General features: G+C 39.2%; 23 protein-coding genes. All 23 read right to left on the bottom strand.

What is annotated here, in order from left to right:
• Window positions 1-10: 10 nt before the first annotated feature.
• The 23 genes from J2S78_RS07705 to topA all read right to left on the bottom strand — a co-directional run bounded on the left by J2S78_RS07705 (window position 11) and on the right by topA (window position 20,141).
• Window positions 11-373, bottom strand: a complete 363-nt coding sequence (locus J2S78_RS07705) for a response regulator (RefSeq protein ID WP_125556471.1) — start codon at window positions 371-373, stop codon at window positions 11-13.
• A gap of 34 nt (window positions 374-407) precedes the next feature.
• A complete protein-coding gene (fliY, locus tag J2S78_RS07700) occupies window positions 408-1,640 on the bottom strand; it encodes a flagellar motor switch phosphatase FliY (RefSeq protein ID WP_306897535.1) in 1,233 nt (410 codons plus the stop codon).
• Window positions 1,633-2,625, bottom strand: a complete 993-nt coding sequence (gene fliM / locus J2S78_RS07695) for a flagellar motor switch protein FliM (RefSeq protein ID WP_306897534.1) — start codon at window positions 2,623-2,625, stop codon at window positions 1,633-1,635. Before fliM ends, fliY begins: the two co-directional genes overlap by 8 nt.
• Window positions 2,626-2,659: 34 nt before the next feature.
• Window positions 2,660-3,091, bottom strand: coding sequence for a flagellar basal body-associated protein FliL (fliL, locus tag J2S78_RS07690; protein ID WP_306897532.1), 432 nt, complete (start codon window positions 3,089-3,091; stop codon window positions 2,660-2,662).
• A gap of 1 nt (window position 3,092) precedes the next feature.
• A complete protein-coding gene (locus tag J2S78_RS07685; RefSeq protein ID WP_370871530.1) occupies window positions 3,093-3,341 on the bottom strand; it encodes a flagellar FlbD family protein in 249 nt (82 codons plus the stop codon).
• Window positions 3,342-3,365: 24 nt separating this feature from the next.
• On the bottom strand, window positions 3,366-4,244 hold the full coding sequence (gene flgG / locus J2S78_RS07680; protein ID WP_306897529.1) for a flagellar basal body rod protein FlgG: 879 nt from the start codon (window positions 4,242-4,244) through the stop codon (window positions 3,366-3,368).
• 83 nt (window positions 4,245-4,327) lie between these two features.
• Entirely contained in the window at window positions 4,328-4,723 is a 396-nt protein-coding gene (locus tag J2S78_RS07675) for a TIGR02530 family flagellar biosynthesis protein (protein ID WP_306897527.1), read from the bottom strand.
• Window positions 4,724-4,762: 39 nt separating this feature from the next.
• A complete protein-coding gene (gene flgD, locus J2S78_RS07670; protein ID WP_306897525.1) occupies window positions 4,763-5,269 on the bottom strand; it encodes a flagellar hook assembly protein FlgD in 507 nt (168 codons plus the stop codon).
• A gap of 8 nt (window positions 5,270-5,277) precedes the next feature.
• Window positions 5,278-6,738: a flagellar hook-length control protein FliK gene (locus tag J2S78_RS07665; RefSeq protein WP_306897522.1), complete on the bottom strand. Its 1,461-nt coding sequence runs from the start codon at window positions 6,736-6,738 to the stop codon at window positions 5,278-5,280.
• 30 nt (window positions 6,739-6,768) lie between these two features.
• Complete coding sequence (locus J2S78_RS07660; protein ID WP_306897520.1) at window positions 6,769-7,350, bottom strand: MotE family protein; 582 nt, start codon at window positions 7,348-7,350, stop codon at window positions 6,769-6,771.
• A gap of 14 nt (window positions 7,351-7,364) precedes the next feature.
• Window positions 7,365-7,802, bottom strand: a complete 438-nt coding sequence (gene fliJ, locus J2S78_RS07655; RefSeq protein WP_306897518.1) for a flagellar export protein FliJ — start codon at window positions 7,800-7,802, stop codon at window positions 7,365-7,367.
• Window positions 7,803-7,805: 3 nt separating this feature from the next.
• Window positions 7,806-9,119 carry a flagellar protein export ATPase FliI gene (fliI, locus tag J2S78_RS07650; RefSeq protein ID WP_306897515.1) on the bottom strand — a complete coding sequence of 438 codons (1,314 nt, stop codon included), beginning with the start codon at window positions 9,117-9,119 and terminating at the stop codon, window positions 7,806-7,808.
• On the bottom strand, window positions 9,106-9,903 hold the full coding sequence (fliH, locus tag J2S78_RS07645) for a flagellar assembly protein FliH (protein WP_306897513.1): 798 nt from the start codon (window positions 9,901-9,903) through the stop codon (window positions 9,106-9,108). Before fliH ends, fliI begins: the two co-directional genes overlap by 14 nt.
• A complete protein-coding gene (gene fliG, locus J2S78_RS07640; RefSeq protein ID WP_125556483.1) occupies window positions 9,896-10,906 on the bottom strand; it encodes a flagellar motor switch protein FliG in 1,011 nt (336 codons plus the stop codon). Before fliG ends, fliH begins: the two co-directional genes overlap by 8 nt.
• Before the next feature lie 12 nt (window positions 10,907-10,918).
• On the bottom strand, window positions 10,919-12,505 hold the full coding sequence (gene fliF, locus J2S78_RS07635) for a flagellar basal-body MS-ring/collar protein FliF (protein ID WP_306897507.1): 1,587 nt from the start codon (window positions 12,503-12,505) through the stop codon (window positions 10,919-10,921).
• Between the two features lie 28 nt (window positions 12,506-12,533).
• Window positions 12,534-12,839, bottom strand: a complete 306-nt coding sequence (gene fliE, locus J2S78_RS07630) for a flagellar hook-basal body complex protein FliE (RefSeq protein WP_306897506.1) — start codon at window positions 12,837-12,839, stop codon at window positions 12,534-12,536.
• A gap of 15 nt (window positions 12,840-12,854) precedes the next feature.
• Window positions 12,855-13,319: a flagellar basal body rod protein FlgC gene (gene flgC, locus J2S78_RS07625; RefSeq protein WP_306897504.1), complete on the bottom strand. Its 465-nt coding sequence runs from the start codon at window positions 13,317-13,319 to the stop codon at window positions 12,855-12,857.
• A 4-nt stretch (window positions 13,320-13,323) separates the two neighbouring features.
• Window positions 13,324-13,719: a flagellar basal body rod protein FlgB gene (gene flgB / locus J2S78_RS07620; protein ID WP_306897502.1), complete on the bottom strand. Its 396-nt coding sequence runs from the start codon at window positions 13,717-13,719 to the stop codon at window positions 13,324-13,326.
• Window positions 13,720-14,193: 474 nt separating this feature from the next.
• Complete coding sequence (codY, locus tag J2S78_RS07615) at window positions 14,194-14,976, bottom strand: GTP-sensing pleiotropic transcriptional regulator CodY (RefSeq protein ID WP_306897501.1); 783 nt, start codon at window positions 14,974-14,976, stop codon at window positions 14,194-14,196.
• Window positions 14,977-15,003: 27 nt separating this feature from the next.
• Window positions 15,004-16,395, bottom strand: coding sequence for an ATP-dependent protease ATPase subunit HslU (gene hslU / locus J2S78_RS07610; protein ID WP_306897500.1), 1,392 nt, complete (start codon window positions 16,393-16,395; stop codon window positions 15,004-15,006).
• A gap of 22 nt (window positions 16,396-16,417) precedes the next feature.
• On the bottom strand, window positions 16,418-16,966 hold the full coding sequence (gene hslV, locus J2S78_RS07605; protein ID WP_306897498.1) for an ATP-dependent protease subunit HslV: 549 nt from the start codon (window positions 16,964-16,966) through the stop codon (window positions 16,418-16,420).
• On the bottom strand, window positions 16,966-17,889 hold the full coding sequence (gene xerC, locus J2S78_RS07600; protein WP_306897497.1) for a tyrosine recombinase XerC: 924 nt from the start codon (window positions 17,887-17,889) through the stop codon (window positions 16,966-16,968). Before xerC ends, hslV begins: the two co-directional genes overlap by 1 nt.
• Window positions 17,890-18,068: 179 nt before the next feature.
• Window positions 18,069-20,141: a type I DNA topoisomerase gene (topA, locus tag J2S78_RS07595; RefSeq protein ID WP_306897495.1), complete on the bottom strand. Its 2,073-nt coding sequence runs from the start codon at window positions 20,139-20,141 to the stop codon at window positions 18,069-18,071.
• Window positions 20,142-20,329: the final 188 nt, after the last annotated feature.

Genomic DNA, 20,329 nt, shown 5'->3' with positions numbered 1-20,329 from the left:
CGCCTTACACTTAGGCAAGGGTTTTATTAATCGCTTCTAGTACGCGATCGGCTTGAAAAGGTTTAACGATGAAATCTTTTGCCCCTGCTTGGATTGCATCAATAACCATCGCCTGCTGTCCCATAGCAGAACACATGATAATTTTTGCGTTCGGGTCAAATGTTTGTATTTCTTTCAGCGCTGCAATACCATCCATCTCTGGCATCGTAATATCAAGCGTTACAAGGTCAGGGGAAGTTTCTTTATATAAATTAACTGCTTCCTGGCCATCTTTTGCTTCTCCTGCTATTTCAAAACCATTCTTCTCTAAAATATCTTTAATCATCATTCTCATAAATGACGCATCATCTACAATTAAAACTGAATGTGCCACTTTTACGTTTCCTCCTTATAAATGTTGTTGATTGCTACCTTAGTTTTTTAATCCGGTCTGCCTGGCTCACAATATCTGTTACACGAACACCAAAGTTCTCATCAATAACGACAACTTCTCCTTTGGCAACTAACTTCTGATTGACAAGTATGTCAACGGGTTCCCCTGCAAGTTTATCGAGTTCAATGATCGAACCTTGTGTAAATTCAAGAATATCTTTAATAGAACGTTGTGTCCGCCCTAGTTCCACTGTTACATCTAATGGGATATCAAGCAGCATGTTTAAGTTTTTCGATTCATTTTCATTTAAAGATGGTGCCTCAAATGAAGAGAATTCAGCAGATTGAACTGGTTTGGACTGTTGTTGTCCACCGCCCACAAATCGACTTTGATCTTGACCACCACTTGGAGCTTCTTGCCGAGGAGAAGGCGCATCGTCACGTGGTGGCGGGGTAGCAGATTGCTGTGCGGAACCTTGAGGCTGTGGTTCTGAAGCCTCTTGCACTGGATCGTCTCCGTCTGATTCGGCCGGGTTCATTAAGTTTTCTACCATTTCCTTTGCAAACGGAACGGTAACAAGCTGCATAATGGAAGAATCAATTAAATCTCCAATAATTAATCGAAACGATATTTTAGTTAAAATATCCGCATCAGGAATACTGTTCGTTCCTTGTGCTTCTTTCACATCCAAAATATCTATACCTGGGGGTGTGATGTCTACTCTTTTATTAAATATCGTTGACATTGAAGTAGAAGCTGAGCCCATCATCTGATTCATAGCTTCCTGGACTGCGCTAACGTGCATGTCATCTAGTTCTTCTGCTGGATTTGTTCCATCTCCACCCAGCATTAAATCTGCAATAATCGCAGCATCTGTTGTTTTAATAACGAGTAAATTCGTTCCTTCAAAACCATCTGTATATTGGACATGAACCGCGACATTAGGCTGTGGAAATTGCTTATCCAAATCTTCTTTTTTAACGACAGAAACAACTGGGGTCGTTATTTCAACTTTTTGGCTTAACAACTGAGAAAGAGCTGTCGCTGAACTGCCAAATGAAATATTTCCAATTTCTCCAAGTGCGTCTTGTTCAACCGTCGTCAAATAATCTTCAACCTTCAATTCTCCCAGTTCAGGGTCCGGTTCTTTAGCCTCTGCGGTGTGTGTTTCTTCCTCTGAAGAACTGTTATCATCTGACCCTTCATCCCCATCTACACTTTTCAATAACTCATTAATCTCTTCTTGAGAGAGCATATCATCATTCATTTGTGTCCCCCTCCTTTATTTCGTCTGTAATTTGTACCGCCATATTCTTTTTCCATTGACCAGGCTGTCCATAATATTTTGGTTCCCCGCCTGTTTTTACAAGCAACGAGTCTTCAATGTTTTGATCTAATTCAATCACATCTCCGCTGTTAAGCTGCAGAAATTCTTCAATCGAAATTTCAGAGTTTCCGAGAACGGCTTGAACTGTAAGTGGAGCGGCTTTTACGGTATGCTGAAGCTGCTCAATTTCATGCTCGTCCCGTTCCTTTTTCTTCGTCTGCATCCACTGATGGACAGACAATTTCGGCAAAATTTCTTCTAACACAACATGTGGGAGACAAATATTAATCATACCGGTTGTTTCTCCAATTGTCGTAGATAATGAAATAACAACGACCGTTTCATTAGGTGAAACCATCTGCAAAAACTGCGGGTTTACTTCAATATCCTCCATATTTGGATCTAACTCTATCACTGACTCCCAGGCACTTTGGAATGTTTCTAACATACTTTGAAAGAGCTGAGTCATAATTTTCGTTTCTATTTCGGTTAAATTATCAACTTTATTAATACTAGTCCCTTTTCCACCAAGTAATCTGTCCATCATTGCGTATCCTACGTTAGGGTTTACTTCCATAAGCAATCGCCCTTCAAGTGGATAAGCTTCAAATACGTTCAGCAGCGTCATCTTTGGTATCGATCGAATAAATTCGTCATAAGGAAGCTGATCCACTGACGCGACAGAAATTTGAACAAAGGTTCGAAGCTGGGCGGAGAAGTAGGTCGTTAATAAGCGAGCGAAGTTCTCGTGAATTCTCGACAAACTTCGAATTTGATCTTTGGAAAATCGAAGCGCCCGTTTAAAGTCATATGTTTTTATTTTCTTCTCTGTTTCTTCTTTTTTTAATTCATCTGCATCCATTTCTCCAGTGGATAAAGCAGATAATAAGGAATCTATTTCACCTTGAGAAAGAACGTCCGCCAAACTTTCTCACCTCCCTTTCTTCATAAGGTTGCTATTATTGGATCATTCGTTCTGTCGTATACACTCGAATGACTTCACCATCTTCCAATATATCATCGATGTCAGAACGGAGCGTAGTTTCAAGTTCTTCGATTCCATCTTGACTTTGGATATCGCTCGCAGACATTCCAGCTAGTTCATGAATAATAATATTGTTTACTTGAAAATCACGTTTTTCTAACTCCGCAGCCCCATCAGCTGTATCAACATGAATTCGAAAACGCCCGCGAAACAAATTATCACTATTTAAATTTGTCGTGATCTCTTCGGTTTCCCAAGAATTTTCAATAATTTCATCGATAGTTGGTTCGGTTTCAGCTTCTGACGAGGAGGAAAAATAATTGAAAAGTACCAACGCCACCACACCGATAAGCGTTATGGAAATAATAATAATAAGCATAATGTTTACTAATCGATTTTTAAACACGTTATTTGCCCTCCTCTTTTGTTGTCAGGCCTATTAATCCAATACGGCGGTAAAACGCGCTAGTTAAATTATTCACTTCTTCCATACTCTCCTTTACAACAATTTTTTTACTGTTGCTTAAAGTGAGTGTCGTATCTGGAAGAGCCTCCGCCTGTTCGATTAACGCTATATTCAATAAAAATGTCTGTCCGTTTAATTTCGTCAATTCAATCATATGTATTGGATGAGCCGGGAATCGTGCCCGGCTCAAACCTCCTTTTAAAATGGATTAAGCTTAACGTTTCAAGTTCATCAGCTCTTGCAATACTTCGTCAGCTGTTGTAATACCACGTGTATTCGCTTGGAACCCACGTTGAGCGGTAATCATTTCCGTAAACTCTTCAGACAAGTCTACATTCGACATTTCAAGCGTACCCGATACCAATTCACCTGAACCTCCAGCACCAGGGTTGTCAAAATCGTCGAAGTTAAAATCGTCTGCTCCTCCTACTCCACCAGAGTTCTCAGAGATTTGGTATAAGTTATTCCCTTCTTTTCTTAAGCCTTCAGGGTTAGGGAAATTCGCCATTAATATTTGACCCGCTTGTTCTTGGTCTCCATCTTGTTGGTAACTGACAGTTCCATCTGCCCCAACACTAAAACTTGACGCATCAGTTGGGATATTTATCCTTCCATAATCTCCGTCATCTGTATCTGCACCCATTAAATACTTTCCATCCTGATTTACAACATATCCTTCCTCATCAAGATAAAAATTTCCTGCCCTAGTATAATTCATAGTTACTTCATCTGCCGAATCAGCGCCCCCAACATCATCCCAATCGTCTCCGTTTAGTTCCCCGACCGCAAAATAACCGTCGCCGGAAATACCCATATCTAAATCGCGTCCAGTGTTTTGCAAACTGCCTTGGGTATGGATATTATCAATACTCCCAATCTGAGACCCAAGTCCAACCTGCATTCCATTCACACCACCTGATGTTTCTGTAGGGGCAGTGGCACCTGCTGTTTGTTGGCTGACCATATCCTTGAAATTAACTCGCCCTTTTTTAAAACCATGTGTATTTACATTTGCAATATTGTTTCCCGTTACGTTTAATTTTTCTTGGTTGTTTTTCATTCCTGATATACCAGAGTACATTGAAGCTAGCATACTGTTCATCCTCCATTCGTTTTTTTCTGTGCACGGTTTCTATCGTTCCACCGTGTTCCGGCTTCCTTTTCAGGTCGGGCCAGTTATTCTTTAACAACAATCGTTCCATTTATGTTCGTAAAAATATGATCCGCTGCCTCATCATGATTCATTGCTGTAATGACCGTGTCATTTTGTGTGCTTACGACCAATGCAGCGTTGTCTGTCAATACCAATGCATCATTAACTCCTTTGGTTTTCGCTTCTCTTGCTTTCTCGGCAATTTTCTCCCATTCTTGATCAGTTATGCTCACGTCACGGTCATGAAGCCGCTTTTCAGCGTGTTTACTCAACGTTAACGGGGCTGATTCATGCAGTTTTTCAGAAAGCACGTCTTTAAACGAAGCAGCTGTACCAGATGCTCCTGGTTTTGACTGAACTTGTGGCGAACCGGGATGAGGCAATTGATGAAGGCTATTCGTTTGAATGCCAGAACTCATTTTGTCCGCCTCCTGCCTGTAAAACCATGGATAAGGCTGTTATTCGTTTGTATCTTCATCTGTCGGCACATCATCTGTTTCTTCCTCCGATGACACGGAACCAACTTGAATTAGCTGCTCACTATTAATCCAACGATCATCGTCTGTCAAGAGTCTAATATTTCCTTCACCATCTTGCTTGACTGATGCTATAGTATTGACGACTTCTTCTGTTTCTTCCACCCCGTCTTCATTCTCCTGTGTTCGTTCCCATGACACTTGTTGACCAATCAGTTCACTATGCTGTACGAGAGATCCTTTTTTTTGGGAATTTGCGAACTCTTCTATCGACTGAGTCATATTTGTCATTTGTTCAAGGGATGAAAACTGGGCCATTTGCGAAACAAATTCTTTATCGTCCATCGGATCCATTGGATCTTGATTTTGCAGCTGCACCATTAATATTTCCAAAAAGTCATTTTTCCCGAGCGTTCCATTTTCTTCATCTGTTCTTAGTGATTCGGTTTGAGTTGGAATTGCATAATTTTCTTGAATACTATTCGACATTTTATCACCTACACTTGTTCATTAAATGTTAACTCGTCAAGCATCTCAGCAAACGTTTCGGTATCTTCATCTCCGGATTGTTCCTGCTGATTATCCTGTTGCTCCCCAGTTTGTTCTTGTTGTTCCTGTTTACCATCCTCTTGCTGTAAATTCGATGTTTGTTGTTGCTGTATCTCGATTCGATCTACTTGGATGTTCTGCTGTTGAAACGTTGTCCTTAACTGCTGAATTTGACTTTCTACCATATCCCGGGCTGTCTTTGTTGTTGTCAAGAGCTGAGCTGTTAACTGACCGTTTTGTTGAGTAAGTTTAACATCCAACCGTCCTAAGTGTTCCGGGTGTAGTTTTAATGTCAATTGCTGTGTTCCATTTTTAAATGACTGCAAGTTGCTTTTACCAAGCAAATCCTGAAACTGTTTCACAAATTCTTGACTTCGAGCTTGTTCCGTTTTCCCTTCGCCAAGATAAAGTACCGCTTGTTGCGCTTTTGCCATCACACCAGTTGATTCTTGTGTTCCTAATGAAGTTGGCTGAGCTTTAGAAGAAGTCGTATCAGTAGTAGATAACCCTCGATTAAGCAGCTGTTGCAAATAATTATTTTTGGCATCTGCCTCTGATGACGCAGTTTGTTTTAATTGTTGCGTCAATGCTTCCATACTTTTCGTTTGGGTTTGCTGTCCTGACTGATTTTCTAGTAAACGAGACATCTGCTCTATCATCTTTTGCGGGTTAGTTCCATCTGACTTCGTTTGATTGGCAGGCATAAAAGAATTCACTAATGATGCAAGTTTGTTCGAAAATTCAGGTGATACTTGTTTTTCCACACCTGATTTTCCAGCATCAAATGATGTTTGCTGCACAGTTTGGTTGATAATGGCCAACATACCTGTTAGTGAAGAAGCGAGCATTTCTTCATCTGCATTCATGTCTTCTAGTTTTTCAATAAGTTCTTGGTTATCCTGAGAGCCTAAAAATTCTTGAAATGCGTCTAATAGTTTTGAAGTTCCTTCAGAGTCGATTCCTGTCATGGCTTCTTCTCCTCCAGCCAACTCACCATTTGTCCCTGATAACGCACCTTCGATTAATGCCATCAATTCTTTATTATCTAATTCTGTCAACATGTCAGTTATTGCTTGCATTTCTTCAGGTAAATGATCTATGATAGACTGCATTTCTTCTGACCACTCAAAAGCTCCTTCTTCAAATAAACTTTTTAACTGCTCTCCAAATGAATCAAGCAGTTGTTTCCCTTCACCAAAAAAGTCGCCTAATAATTCCTCTATCGATTCACTTTCCCCATCTTCTCCTGACGCGTTTCCGTCAGTCATTTTTTGGGTCATAGCTTTTCCTAACAGCTGCATAAATCCTTCTTTACCTTCTCCATCTGGTAACTCCAGACTATCGCTTGCTGACTGCTGTCCGGAAAGCTTTGATGTAGGTAAGGTTTGCATCAACATTTGCATTTGCATTTTTGTCACCCCCTTTCAAGGATTATCAGTTTATTGACCTAAAGCACTCATTAAGGCAGATGCTGTCTCTGTTTCCATTTCTGATAATATCTCTGCCCTAATCTCGCTATCCATTTCTTCCATATGTCGTAATATTTCGTCATTATCCATTTCTGAAAGAATATTGGCAGCGTCACCAGCATCCATATTTTCATATACTTGAGCAAGTTCCTCTAATCCCGATGTTGTTTCTTCCTCATTTTCTGATTCGGTTTCATTTTCAATTTGGAGTGTTTCCAGTTCTTCTTCGAGTTCTCTTATTTGTGAATCTTTTGTTTCAATTTCTTGTTCAAGCGTTGCAATTTCTGACTCTTTTTCGGTTAAATCCTCTTCCGATACACTATCAGCGTTATCTTCGTTCGTTTCATCTTCTGTTTGTTGTTCTTCATCTTCTACGAAAGAAGAAATCACCGGAATATTAGAAGCAGCATTTTTACCTAAGTCCAACACATTAACATTAAATATAGATAAAATCACAACACCAATGACAGCAGCAAATATAATAGGAATTACTATAATAAGAAAGAACCATTGCAGTTTGCTGCTTTTTTTCTCACTCGCTTTTTTCGCCATACTATTCACCAACTTTAACGAAATGCGTATCTTCTCGTCGAGATTTCATCCATTATTTTCTCTTCTTCCTGTTTTAATGAACGATGGTGCGCTTCTTTTTCCCATTCTTTTACTTTTTGGTACTTTTTCCACTCGATCGATGCTTCAGACATCTCGTCTTCTTTTTTATACATCAAGTCTCTTGCACGATCTGTTTTCTTTTGAACGTCTTGAATTTTTTCCTGTATTTGAAAAATAACTTTTTCATTTTGCTGGAGCTGATGTATATAGATGCCTTGATCCATGTTTTCTTTATACATTTTTTCGATTTGTTCTTTTTGCCTTAACAGTTCGTAAAGCGAGGTTGCCATCCGTTCAAATTGTTGAACAGATTGTTCATATTCCTGCTCTTTTTGTTCTTTTTCTCGTTTTCTTAACTCTAAAATTTTTTGGAATGAATAAGTGAAAGCCATTCATCATTCTCCTTTACCAAACTGTTCAATTAAGGCTTGTTTTGTATTTTCAAATGAATGTTCTTCATCTGTCCCTTGCTGCAGAAACTTGTTAATCATTGGATACATTTTTATAGCTTTATCGATATCTTTTGAAGATCCTTTTTTGTACGCACCAATATTAATCAAATCTTCAGATTCTGTGTAAGTAGATAGATACCGGCGCAAGGAATCGGCTGCCTGACGATGGTCGTTGTCCACTAAATCTTCCATTACCCTGCTTATACTTTGTAGTACATTAATCGCTGGATAGTGTCCTTTATCAGCAAGCTTTCTATCTAACACAAAATGGCCGTCTAGTATTCCACGGACAGCATCAGCAATTGGTTCATTTAAATCATCCCCATCTACCAAAACCGTGTAAAAAGCAGTAATAGAACCTTTTTGACTTGTTCCAGATCGCTCTAATAAACGAGGCAGCATTGCAAATACTGAAGGCGTGTAACCTTTAGTCGTCGGAGGTTCCCCAACTGCTAAACCTATTTCACGTTGAGCCATCGCAAATCTTGTCACAGAATCCATCATTAGATTCACTTGCTTACCTTGGTCTCTAAAGTATTCTGCAACTGCTGTAGCCGTCATTGCTCCTTTAATACGCATAAGAGCGGGTTGGTCTGATGTAGCGACAACGACGACCGATTTTTTCATACCTTCTTCACCAAGGTCGCGTTCGATAAAATCCTTTACTTCTCTGCCACGTTCACCAATAAGCGCAATGACATTGACATCAGCTTCTGAATGTCTCGTTAACATTGACAAAATAGTACTCTTTCCGACACCACTACCAGCAAATATACCGATTCTTTGCCCTTTCCCAACGGTCAACAAGCCATCTATCGCTTTTATGCCTAAAGCGAGCCGCTCATTAATTCTTGGCCTTAATAAAGGGTTAGGGGGTTCTGCTTCAGTCGGTACAGGAATCAGTCCCTCAGGTAACGTTGATCCGTCTAACGGCTGACCTGTCCCATCAATAACTTTACCGATAATACCGTTGCCCGCTTTTATTTGTAATGGTTTTCTTGTTGCCTCCACTAAACTCCCGGGGCTTATTTCTATTGTTTGTTTCAATGGCATAAGTTGAACATATTTATCTTTAAAGCCAACCACTTCCGCTAACACTGGATTAATTTTCTGTTCAGGATAGATATAACACAATTCACCAACTGATGTTCTTGGACCCTTTGATTCAATTGTCAGCCCAACTACTCTTGTAACCTTTCCGTATTGTTTATATGGATTTAAATAAGGCATTTCCTCGAGCAAATCAGCTGCTTTCATCAATATTTCCCTCTTTCAACCGTTCTTCGAGTTGTTCTTTTAATTCGTTTAATTGACTGTCAAGAGAGGCATCTACCTTTCCATACGGTGTTTCAATCACACAATCGCCTTCCTCTAACATGTTGTCTGGAAAAATAACCAACTCTTGAGAATACGCCAGCACATTTTCTAGCTCTTGTCTTTGCTGTTTCGTTTCTTCGTACCTTGAAACGGGAACATATATCGTCACTTCTTCGTGGTCCTTCACTTCTTTTATTGCATTTTTCACAATTTCAAGCCAAGTACCATCCTCATCTTCAAGTGATTCATATATAATCCTATTAGCGACAGCTAGGGCTAAATTTAATATGACAGGCTCTGCTTTTTCAATATAGTAATAGTGCTCTTGTTTCGCAGAAGAGATAATATTTTGTACTTCTTGTAATACCTCTTCATACGATTCACGACCTTCTTTTTTTCCTTCTTCCAAGCCTTCCTGATATCCATTTTCTTTTGCGTCTACGAAAGCTTGTTCGATGCGTTGCTTTGAGTCTTCTTCTTCTTCACTGATTTTTTTTCTAGTCTGTTCTAATTCTTCTGTTGCTTGCCGTTTTGCTTCTTGCACTTGCTGCCATTCTTGTTGTATTTGTTGTCTTTCATGTTCTATCCCCGTGCCTGAACCACTGGCTTCGTTATTTTTTGTTTCCTCTCCCTTGTCTTCGGGAGTAAAAATTGGCTTTAGTTCAATGGAACGTTTTTTCTTGGACAAGCCGGTATTGTCGTTGTTCTTAATAAGTCTAGACAATAATATCATCCCCTCCACCGCGGGATATGACAATTTCACCAGCTTCTTCTAAACGTCGTATAACAGCAACGATACGGGTCTGTGATTCTTCTACGTCACGCAGCCGGACTGGACCCATGAATTCCATTTCTTCTTGGAATGTTTCGGACATTCGCTGTGACATATTATTAAACACTAATTCTTTTACTTCATCACTAGATACTTTCAAAGACAACTGCAAATCTTCATTTTCAACATCACGGATAACCCGTTGAATAGAGCGATTATCAAGAGTGACAATATCTTCAAATACAAACATTCTCTTCTTAATTTCTTCAGCTAATTCTGGATCTTGAATCTCAAGTGAATCCAGAATCGTTCTTTCTGTACTACGATCGACGCCGTTCAAGACTTCTACAACCGCTTCAATACCTCCAGCTTCCGTGTAGTCCTGCGTCACTGTCGCAGACAGCTTTTGCTCTAGAATATTCTCTACTTCATTGACGATTTCGGGAGACGTACTGTCCATAACTGCGATTCTTTTGGCAACGTCTGCCTGAACTTCCTGGGGAAGCTCAGACAATATTTGCCCCGCCTGCTCTGATTCTAAATACGATAAAATCAATGCAATGGTCTGCGGATGCTCATTTTGGATAAAGTTAAGAATTTGTGCAGGATCAGCTTTTCTCGCAAAATCGAACGGTTTTACTTGGAGAGAAGAAGTCAAACGATTAATGATTTGCATCGATTCGTCTTCTCCCAGTGCTTTTTCTAAGACACTTTTCGCATAACCAATCCCGCCTTGCGAAATATAGTCTTGTGCGATAGCTATCTGGTGAAACTCTTCCAGTACATTATCTTTCGTTGTACTGTCAACCTTACGGACATTCGAAATCTCAAGGGTTAACTTTTCAATCTCTTCTTCGCTTAAATACTTGTAAACTTGAGCGGAAACATCGGGTCCTAAGGATATCAGGAGCATCGCAGCCTTTTGTTTTCCTGTCATTGAGTCTTTTGCTGGCATGCCGACTCCCCCCTAATCATCTGACAACCACGTCCTTAATAGTTTAGAAAACTCTTCAGGGTTTTCTTTTGCTAGTTTCTCCAATTGCTTTCTTCTTGTCGCTTGTTCTGAGTCTTCATCATCCGGAAGGTCTGGTACTTCTGCAGCTGCAACGGCACTTGTTTCATCAACCCATTCCTCTTCATCACTGTTTCTTCTCATTAATATAAACAGTAGAACGATAACAGCTACAAGCAATCCTCCTGCCGTGATATACATCCACATCGGTATTCCCGTACCGGTTTCTTCTTCTACTTCTACCTGCCCGTTAAATTCTTGCGAAGACACAGTGATTTTATTATTAATATCTTCTTCTGTTGCATCTTCTAAATATGTTTCGTCAATACTTGTGGTTACCATTGTACTTAAAATTTCTTCAATATCAGTCAACGTTTGAGGATCAAGGGAATCTTCATTTTCCGGTTCCGGCGGTTCTACCATTACTTGAATGCCTAAATCACGAATCTTATAAGGGCTTTCTACAATTTCCCTATGAATACGGTTGACTTCATAATTAATCCGCTCTTCTTCTCTCTCGTAATCACCATCACCAGTAGCTGCACCAGCTGGATAATTTGCTACATCTTCCTCACCAGTACCAGCGACCCCACCATCTTCAGGAACTTGTCCTTCATACGCTTCCTCTATTCGCTCTGCACTGACTTCAATACCTTCCATGTTCTCTTCATCCACTGGTTCAACTAAAGCTTCTTCTCGCGTTTCCTGTGTGAAATCAATATCTGATGATACAGAGACGACAACTTTGTCCATACCCATCATTTTTCCGAGCATTTGTTGCAACTGTGACTGAATATCCTTTTCTATATCATCTTGAACATTTCTTTGTTCTTCATAAGCATTCATTGTAGAATTCGAATTATTCTGGCTTTCATAATCAAAATGCTCAAACATTTCATTCATTATGACGATATTATCTACAGATAAATCAGGGACACTTTTGGAAACAAGGTGATACAAGGCTCGTACTTGCGTTTGTTCCATGTTGGTGGTTCCACCTGTGTCTATAACTACAGAAGCGGACGCACCTTCGTCTTCTTCTGCCACCCATGTTGATTCCTCCGGCAAAGTAATCATGACGTTGGCCGCTTCTACTCCATCTATGTTTTGAATCAATTTCCCTAACTCTGTCTGCATCGCTGCCCGTTCCATCGTATTAAACTCACTATCTGTCATCCCAAATCCCATTTGGTCTTCAATAAACGAGTAATCAATACTTCCACTATCAGGCAACCCTTCCGCAGCTAACTCCACTTTTAAAGAATTGACTTGTGTTTCCGGCACCCGAATAGTCGATCCACCGTTTGTCAATTCAGATGGAATGCCTCGTGAATCCAATGTCTCTTTAATTTGTCCCGTTTCCTCTGGTGATAAATCGGAATACAAAGGAGCATAATTGGTCCGCGAGCCAAAATAAAATGTAAAAAAGATGATGAGAACAAATAAAACGATGAACCCTACGATAAGGCTTTTTTGTCCTTTTGTTCGTTTACGCCAATATTCCTTTGTTTTATCTCTGAATTGTAAAAACTTCTCTTTCATGGGGCCTCCTGATTACATTACCTCGACATCAGACTTGCATGCGCATAATTTGTTTATAAGATTCTAATGCTTTATTTCTTACTTCAACTGTTGTTTGCATCGTTACACTCGCTTTTTCTGCAGCAACCATTACTTCATGAAGATTATCTACTTCGCCTGAGGCAAGCTTAGAAGTCATTTCATTCGATTCTATTTGTCTATCGTTCACATTTGTAATAGCTTCATTCAATGATTGTTTAAATGATTCTTGCGCCTCAGCTGCTGTTTTGTTATTAGTATTTGCTTGATTGACTAATAAATCATTTTCAGGACCATATGTACTTCCAATATTCATTATTTATCGTCCTCCTTATTGTCCCTGACCGATTTCAAGTGCTTTTAACATCATGTTTTTCGAAGCATTCATACTTGTTATGTTCGCTTCATATGAGCGACTTGCACTCATCATATCGACATTTTCTTTTAAAGGGTCGACATTCGGCATTTCCACAAAACCTTCTTCATTCGCATCAGGATGATTCGGTCGGTATACTTGTTCAAACGGTGATTGATCTTCTACTATACCGTCTACTTGAACACCGCCGCCTCCAGATGCTTCAGTATTTCTTCCCATTGCTGATTGCAAGTGAGAGGAAAAATTCGATTCATTAGAGGACATCGTAACCATTTTCCGGCGGTAAGGTTCCCACTCTCCATCTACAAGTTGACCTCTTGTTGAATCCGCATTTGCCATATTAGAGGAAGCAACATCCATTCGAAGTCTTTGCGCCGTCAATCCAGAGGCAGCTGAATTTACTGCATCAAATAATCCCATTGATTTATCCTCCTCTTACAGCAGATTTCAAACTGCTAAATTTGCTACTTAATCGATCTGTCATAGCGTTGTAATAAATTTGATTTTTGGCCGAATCTGCCATTTCTTTATCAATATCGACATTGTTGCCATTATTGTTATACATCGTTGATTGATCTTTAGAGAGATAAGCTTGACTTGCGTTATTTCCAAATTCGATATGTTTATTATTTGTTCGATTTGCATTCATTTTCTCGTTTTGGATAGCATCATCCAGGGTATGTTGAAATTGAGCACTTTTTGCTTTGTAATTTGGTGTATCAACATTAGCTATATTTTCCGATATAGCTTTTTGTTCCATTGCAGCGCCCTTCAGCCCATTTTGTAAGTTTTGAAAAGTTGTGGAATCAAATAAACCCATTACTTTCCCTCCTTTCTAATTCGAAAGACCTTGACCATTAGTCATCCATGACAATTATTGACATCATTCACCAAAATACTTTTATTCTTTTGATGTACTTAAGAACTACTAATCAAATTGTATAAAAATATGAGACATTTGTCTAACGCTGTTTTCATAGTTTTTCATTTCAAGAAAAAAGAACCACACCATTTTTTACTATATGATTAGGTATTAAGAACTATAATTAGATTGCGTATCCGCTTTCCATAAATTCATTATTTTTCCTTTCAATATATTGAACATACTGTCAGTATCGTTCACTATAGTCAAAGATATGATTTTATTCATACATATCTAAATCCTTCATAGGTCTTTTCTATTGTTTTTCAAGAATTTTTTAAAAGAAAACCTTATTAGTCATGGCAAACATAAAAAAAGCCACAAACCGATTAATCGGTTTGTGACTTTTTTACATTTCCCACTTATGAATAATTACCCATTTGTTTTAATCTTTTCTAATTCATAGAGAAATTTGTCATTAAGCACTTTAATATAAGTGCCTTTCATCCCAAGTGAACGTGATTCAATCACACCAGCACTTTCTAATTTTCTAAGCGCATTAACAATCACTGATCTGGTTATACCGACACGATCCGCAATTTTACTTGCAACAAGCAACCCCTCTTTACCTTCTAGTTCTTCAAATATGTGTTCTACAGCTTCGAGTTCACTATAAGAGAGAGAGCTGATTGCCATTTGTACAACAGCTTTACTACGAGCTTCCTCTTCAATTTCCTGTGTTTTTTCATGTAGTATCTCCATACCTACTACGGTCGCACCATATTCAGCAAGAATTAAGTCGTCATCATCGAAAGTTTCGTTCAATCGCGCGAGCACAAGTGTACCGAGACGTTGTCCCCCACCGCTTATTGGCACAATAGTAGTGAGACCAGAATTGAACAACTCTTTGTTTTCCACCGGAAATGCCGTATATGCACTGTCAATGTCGAGGTTAGGAGATGTTTCATCAATTTTAAACAGACCGGACGTATAATCCTCCGGAAATTGTCTTTCTTCGAGCATTTTTTCCATACGCTCATTTTCAATTTCCTGTTTGATAGCATATCCTAACAACTTTCCTCTTCTGCTTACTACGAAAACATTTGAACTAATTATATCGCGAAGTGTTTCCGCCATATCTTTAAAATTAACATGATCCCCCGCCGTCTTTTGTAACATATCGTTAATCTTACGGCTTTTTGATAATAAATCCATCTTGTGACTCCTCCTGTATCTTTCTTCTTATAAAATATATCGGCTCATATCACGATTCTTTGCAATACTTGATAATTTTTCTTCTACATATTCTGGTGTAATCGTTATTTTTTCAAGTGTGATGTCCGGTGCTTCAAAAGAAAGATCTTCAAGCAGCCGTTCTAACAGGGTATGAAGTCTCCGGGCACCAATATTTTCTGTATGCTGGTTTACATCTTCAGCAATTTCAGCGATTTTATGAACAGCATCGTCAGAAAATTCAACATTTATACCTTCCGTTTTCAATAGGGCTTGATATTGTTTCAATAACGCTTGATCTGGTTCTTTCAATATTCTCACGAAATCTTCCGGCCCTAGGTTGTTTAACTCTACACGGATAGGAAAACGTCCTTGCAGTTCAGGAATCAAATCTGATGGTTTGGACATATGAAAAGCACCTGCGGCGATAAACAGAATGTGGTCTGTTTTAACAGAACCATGCTTGGTTGTTATCGCAGAACCCTCCACAATCGGTAATATATCTCGCTGTACGCCTTCTCTTGATACATCAGCACTTGACTGTTGCTTTCCAGTTACTTTGTCTACCTCGTCTATAAAAACAATACCCAGCTGTTCTGCTTTTGAAACCGCAACCTGACTAACTTCGTCCATATCTATCAACTTTTGTGCTTCCTGTTCACGTAATATTGGTCTTGCTTCTTTCACAGTCAGACGACGCGTTTTCTTTTTTTTCGGCATAAAGTTACCGAGCATTTCCTGCATATTCATACCCATTTGTTCCATACCAGACCCTTGAAACATATCAGACATGCTTTGTGATTGTTCTTCTACTTCAATCGTTACCAAGTGATCTTCAAGTTCACCGAGTGCAAGCTGATGCTCCATTTGTCTACGTTTTTGTGCTATATTTTGATCTTCTTGCGTCGTTTCTGACTCTTCTTGATTTTGTTGTTGAAAAATCATTTCAAATGGGTTTTTAGAATTATTTTGTTGTTTCTTTTTTTCCGGCACTAATAATTTTACTAATCTTTTATTAGCTTCATCTTCTGCTTCTTTTTTTACTTCTTCCATTTTTTCTTCTTTTACAAGTCGAACCGATGTCTCAACTAAATCACGAATCATCGATTCCACATCACGACCGACGTAACCAACTTCGGTGAATTTCGTTGCTTCCACCTTCGTAAACGGAGCTCCTGCAAGTTTCGCAAGCCGTCGTGCAATTTCAGTCTTACCAACTCCTGTCGGACCAATCATCAGTATATTTTTGGGTGTGATTTCATCACGAAGTTGTTCATCAAGCTGACTGCGTCTATATCTGTTTCTCAATGCAACAGCTACAGAACGTTTCGCTTCCTTTTGTCCAATAATGTACTGGTCTAATCTGTCAACAATTGTTTTTGGTGTAAGCGGGGTATTCATATATGTGTGATTCCCCTTTCTTTTATTCAATTTCCTCAACTACAAGCTGGTTATTTGTAAATACACAAATATCGCCTGCTGTTTTCAAAGATGCTTCGGCCATTTCTTTTGCATCAAGATGTCCTGCGTGTTCTTTCAAAGCTCTGCCAGCAGCAAGAGCATAATTTCCACCGGAACCAATCGCAATCACCCCATCATCTGGTTCGATTACCTCTCCGGTTCCCGCAATCAATAGTATCGTATTTTTATCCATCACAACAAGCATAGCTTCAAGACGTCGCAGCATTTTATCATTACGCCATTCTTTTGCCAGTTCAACAGCAGCCCGCTGTAATTGACCATTCCATTGCTCGAGCTTTCCTTCAAACATATCAAACAATGTAAATGCATCCGCCACTGAACCTGCAAAACCTGCCAGTACTTGACCTTTATAAATTTTTCGTACCTTTTTAGCTGTGTGTTTCATCACGACAGCCTGCCCGAATGTTACTTGACCATCTCCAGCCATAGCACCTTTCCCATTATGATGAACAGCAAATATCGTCGTTGCGTGAAAGGATGTATCCATCATCATCCTCCCTCCTTATCTGCTCTTGGGTGAGCATTATCATAAACTTCCTTTAACCGATCTTTTGTTACATGAGTGTAAATTTGTGTCGTTGACAAATGAGCATGCCCTAGTAAATCCTGCACGCTTCGAAGATCAGCCCCCTGGTTTAACAAATGGGTCGCAAATGTGTGACGCAAATCATGAGGAGAAATGGTGAGCGTATAGGAAACCTCTTTCACTCTCTTATCAACAATAAAACGAACACCACGTTGTGTAAGCGGTCCGCCTTTGTTGTTTAAAAAAAGAGTCGATTCAGATTCCATCTTTTTTTTCGTTAGTTTCTCACGTGCATGACTGCAATAAAAAGAGACTGCTTCTAAAGCAAAGCTGCCGATAGGAACATAGCGCTCTTTTGCACCTTTTCCTTTTACTAATAATGTTCCAATCTCTTCATTTATGTCATGCAATTGAACACGGCACAGTTCACTGACTCTCATCCCTGTTGCGTACAACAGTTCGAATATCGCAAGATCTCGCTGGTCTAAATCCTCATTGACATCAAACGAATCAAATAACATTTTTAATTCTTGTTCATACAAAAAACGAGGTAGCTTTTTTTCCTGTTTAGGAAGACCGGATGCCATAAACGGATTAACATCCACCAGCTCTTCTCGTATCAAAAATTTGTAAAAGGTTCGAAGGACAGAAATTTTCCGTGCCGCACTTGCACGATGAAAGGCTTGCTCATACAAGTAATTAAAGTATAGCCTAGATACGTCTGTATCTACTTCCATCGGAGAAGTAATCCCTTCCGCTTGTAAAAAAGAAATAAAATCTTCAAGGTCTTTGTGGTAGGCTTGCACTGTCAATTCTGAAGCATTCTTTTCTACTTGTAAGTATTGCATAAATTGATTTATATACATCGTATATTTATCTTCAGACATTCGTATTTTCACCTCACGCACAAAAGCTATTAAATTCTAACATAGTCCCGTCAACCATTCAAGTTAATTTATTATTTTTTCATAAAATTCTGAATCCCCTCTTGTATTACCAATTGAATCAAGAAACATAGGAAAACCCCCTTTTGCGAAAAGGGGATCTCATTTTCATTTTCTGCTTGTTAATTTGGTTCTTCTTTATAGTCACATTGCGTGCACTGGACATGAACACCCTTTTTGGTTTTCTTCTCAACAAGCAGTGATTCACATTTTGGACAAGGACGTGCCACCGGCTTATCCCAAGAGATAAAGTCGCATTCCGGATAACGATCACATCCGAAGAATTTTCTTTGTTTTTTACTTTTACGTTCAACAACATTGCCCTCTTCACATTTTGGGCATTTCACACCTATTTCTTTAACGATAGCCTTTGTATTACGGCATTCCGGAAAGTTAGAACAAGCCATAAATTTTCCATATCGGCCCATTTTATATACCATCGGATGACCACAATTTTCACAATCCTCTCCGGCCGGCTCGTCACGAATCTCTACTTCTTCCATTTCTTCTTCTGCGACTTTCAAACGTTTTTCAAAGTCTTTATAAAACTCGTCAATGATTTTAATCCAGTTTTGTCGTCCTTCTTCAATGTAATCAAGATCATTTTCCATCTTTGCGGTAAACTCAACATCGAGAATTTCCGGGAAAAAGTCGACTATTAGATTAAGCACGATTTCTCCAAGTTCTGTAGGGACGAACCGTTTTTCTTCAAGCGCTACATAATTTCTTCGTTGAACTGTATCAAGTGTCGGGGCATAGGTGGATGGTCTTCCAATCCCCATTTCCTCCATTGTTCTCACAAGTCGTGCTTCTGTATACCTCGGTGGAGGCTGCGTAAAATGTTGATTTTCGTTCAATTCTTCTTTACGAACCGTTTCTCCTTCTTTTAAATCAGGAAGAAACGTGTCTTTTTCCGTTTTTCCGTCATCATTACCTTCAATGTATACTTTCATAAAGCCGGCGAATTTCACTTTGGATCCCGTTGCCCTAAATTGAACACCACCATTTTCTAGATCGACAGACATCGTATCCATAATAGCAGGGGCCATTTCACTTGCCATTAATCGTTCCCAGATCAGTTTATATAATCTGTACTGATCTCGGCTTAAGTGAGATTTCACTGACTTTGGATCTTTCGCTATAGTGGTTGGGCGTACTGCTTCGTGAGCATCTTGTGCATTTGCATTTTGTGTTGTTTCTGATTGTTTTTGACGAGTGTATTCTTTACCATAATGCTCTTCAATATATGCTTTTGCGTCTTCTTTTGCCGTATTAGATACGCGTGTAGAGTCTGTACGCATATAGGTGATTAACCCGATTGTGCCTTCTTTTCCAAGGTCTATACCTTCATATAGCTGTTGGGCAACCATCATCGTCTTCTTTGCACGAAAGTTTAACTTTCTAGCAGCCTCCTGCTGCAGCGAAGATGTTATAAAAGGCTGTACCGGATTTCGTTTTCGTTCTTTTTTCGTTACTTTTTTTATTGTGAATTCATCGCCGTCCATTTTTGACAGTACTTCATCCACGTCTTCTCTTGATCGCAATTCTTGTTTTTTTCCATCTATCCCATGGAATTTGGCTTCGAACGAATCTTTCCCTCGCATAAACGATCCATCTATACTCCAATATTCCTCAGGAACAAATGCCTGAATTTCTTTTTCCCGGTCTATAATCATTTTAACAGCAATGGATTGAACACGGCCTGCGCTCAAACCCTTTTTTACTTTTTTCCATAATAATGGACTTATATTATAGCCGACAAGTCTATCTAAAATCCGGCGTGCTTGCTGAGCATCGACCAAATCCATATTAATAGGACGTGGTTCTTTAAATGCATCCTTGATTGCGGTTTTTGTAATTTCATTAAACACAACCCGGCAATCAGAATCTGGATCTATATTTAAGCTGTACGCTAAATGCCAAGCGATAGCCTCCCCTTCTCTATCGGGGTCGGCTGCTAAATATACTTTTTTCACTTTTTTGGCAGCTGCTTTTAATTCTTTTAAAACAGGTCCTTTTCCGCGAATCGTTATATATTTTGGATCATAATTATTTTCTGCATCCACTCCCATTTGGCTTTTCGGTAAGTCACGCACATGCCCCATAGAAGCTTTCACCGTATACTTTTTCCCAAGATATTTACTGATCGTTTTGGCTTTAGCGGGAGATTCAACGATTACTAAATAATCTGCCATATCTCTTGTTTCCTCCCCCTTGTTTTTTGTGTAATGTATTGGTTTCTGTCTTTAACTGTGGTCAAGTTTTAATTTTTCATATTATCAACCAGTTTTGATTGGTTTGTCAAATTTTATTTGTTTCGTTGTTCATTGTTCAACTTATTATACCTGTTTTTCATGCTTGCTTATTCTCCGCTAAAAGGTTC

This window comes from Salibacterium salarium (genome assembly GCF_030813635.1).
Taxonomy (GTDB): domain Bacteria; phylum Bacillota; class Bacilli; order Bacillales; family Marinococcaceae; genus Salibacterium; species Salibacterium salarium.
Note: the sequence above shows the minus strand (reverse complement) of the source record. Positions and strands in the feature narration are given on the sequence as shown.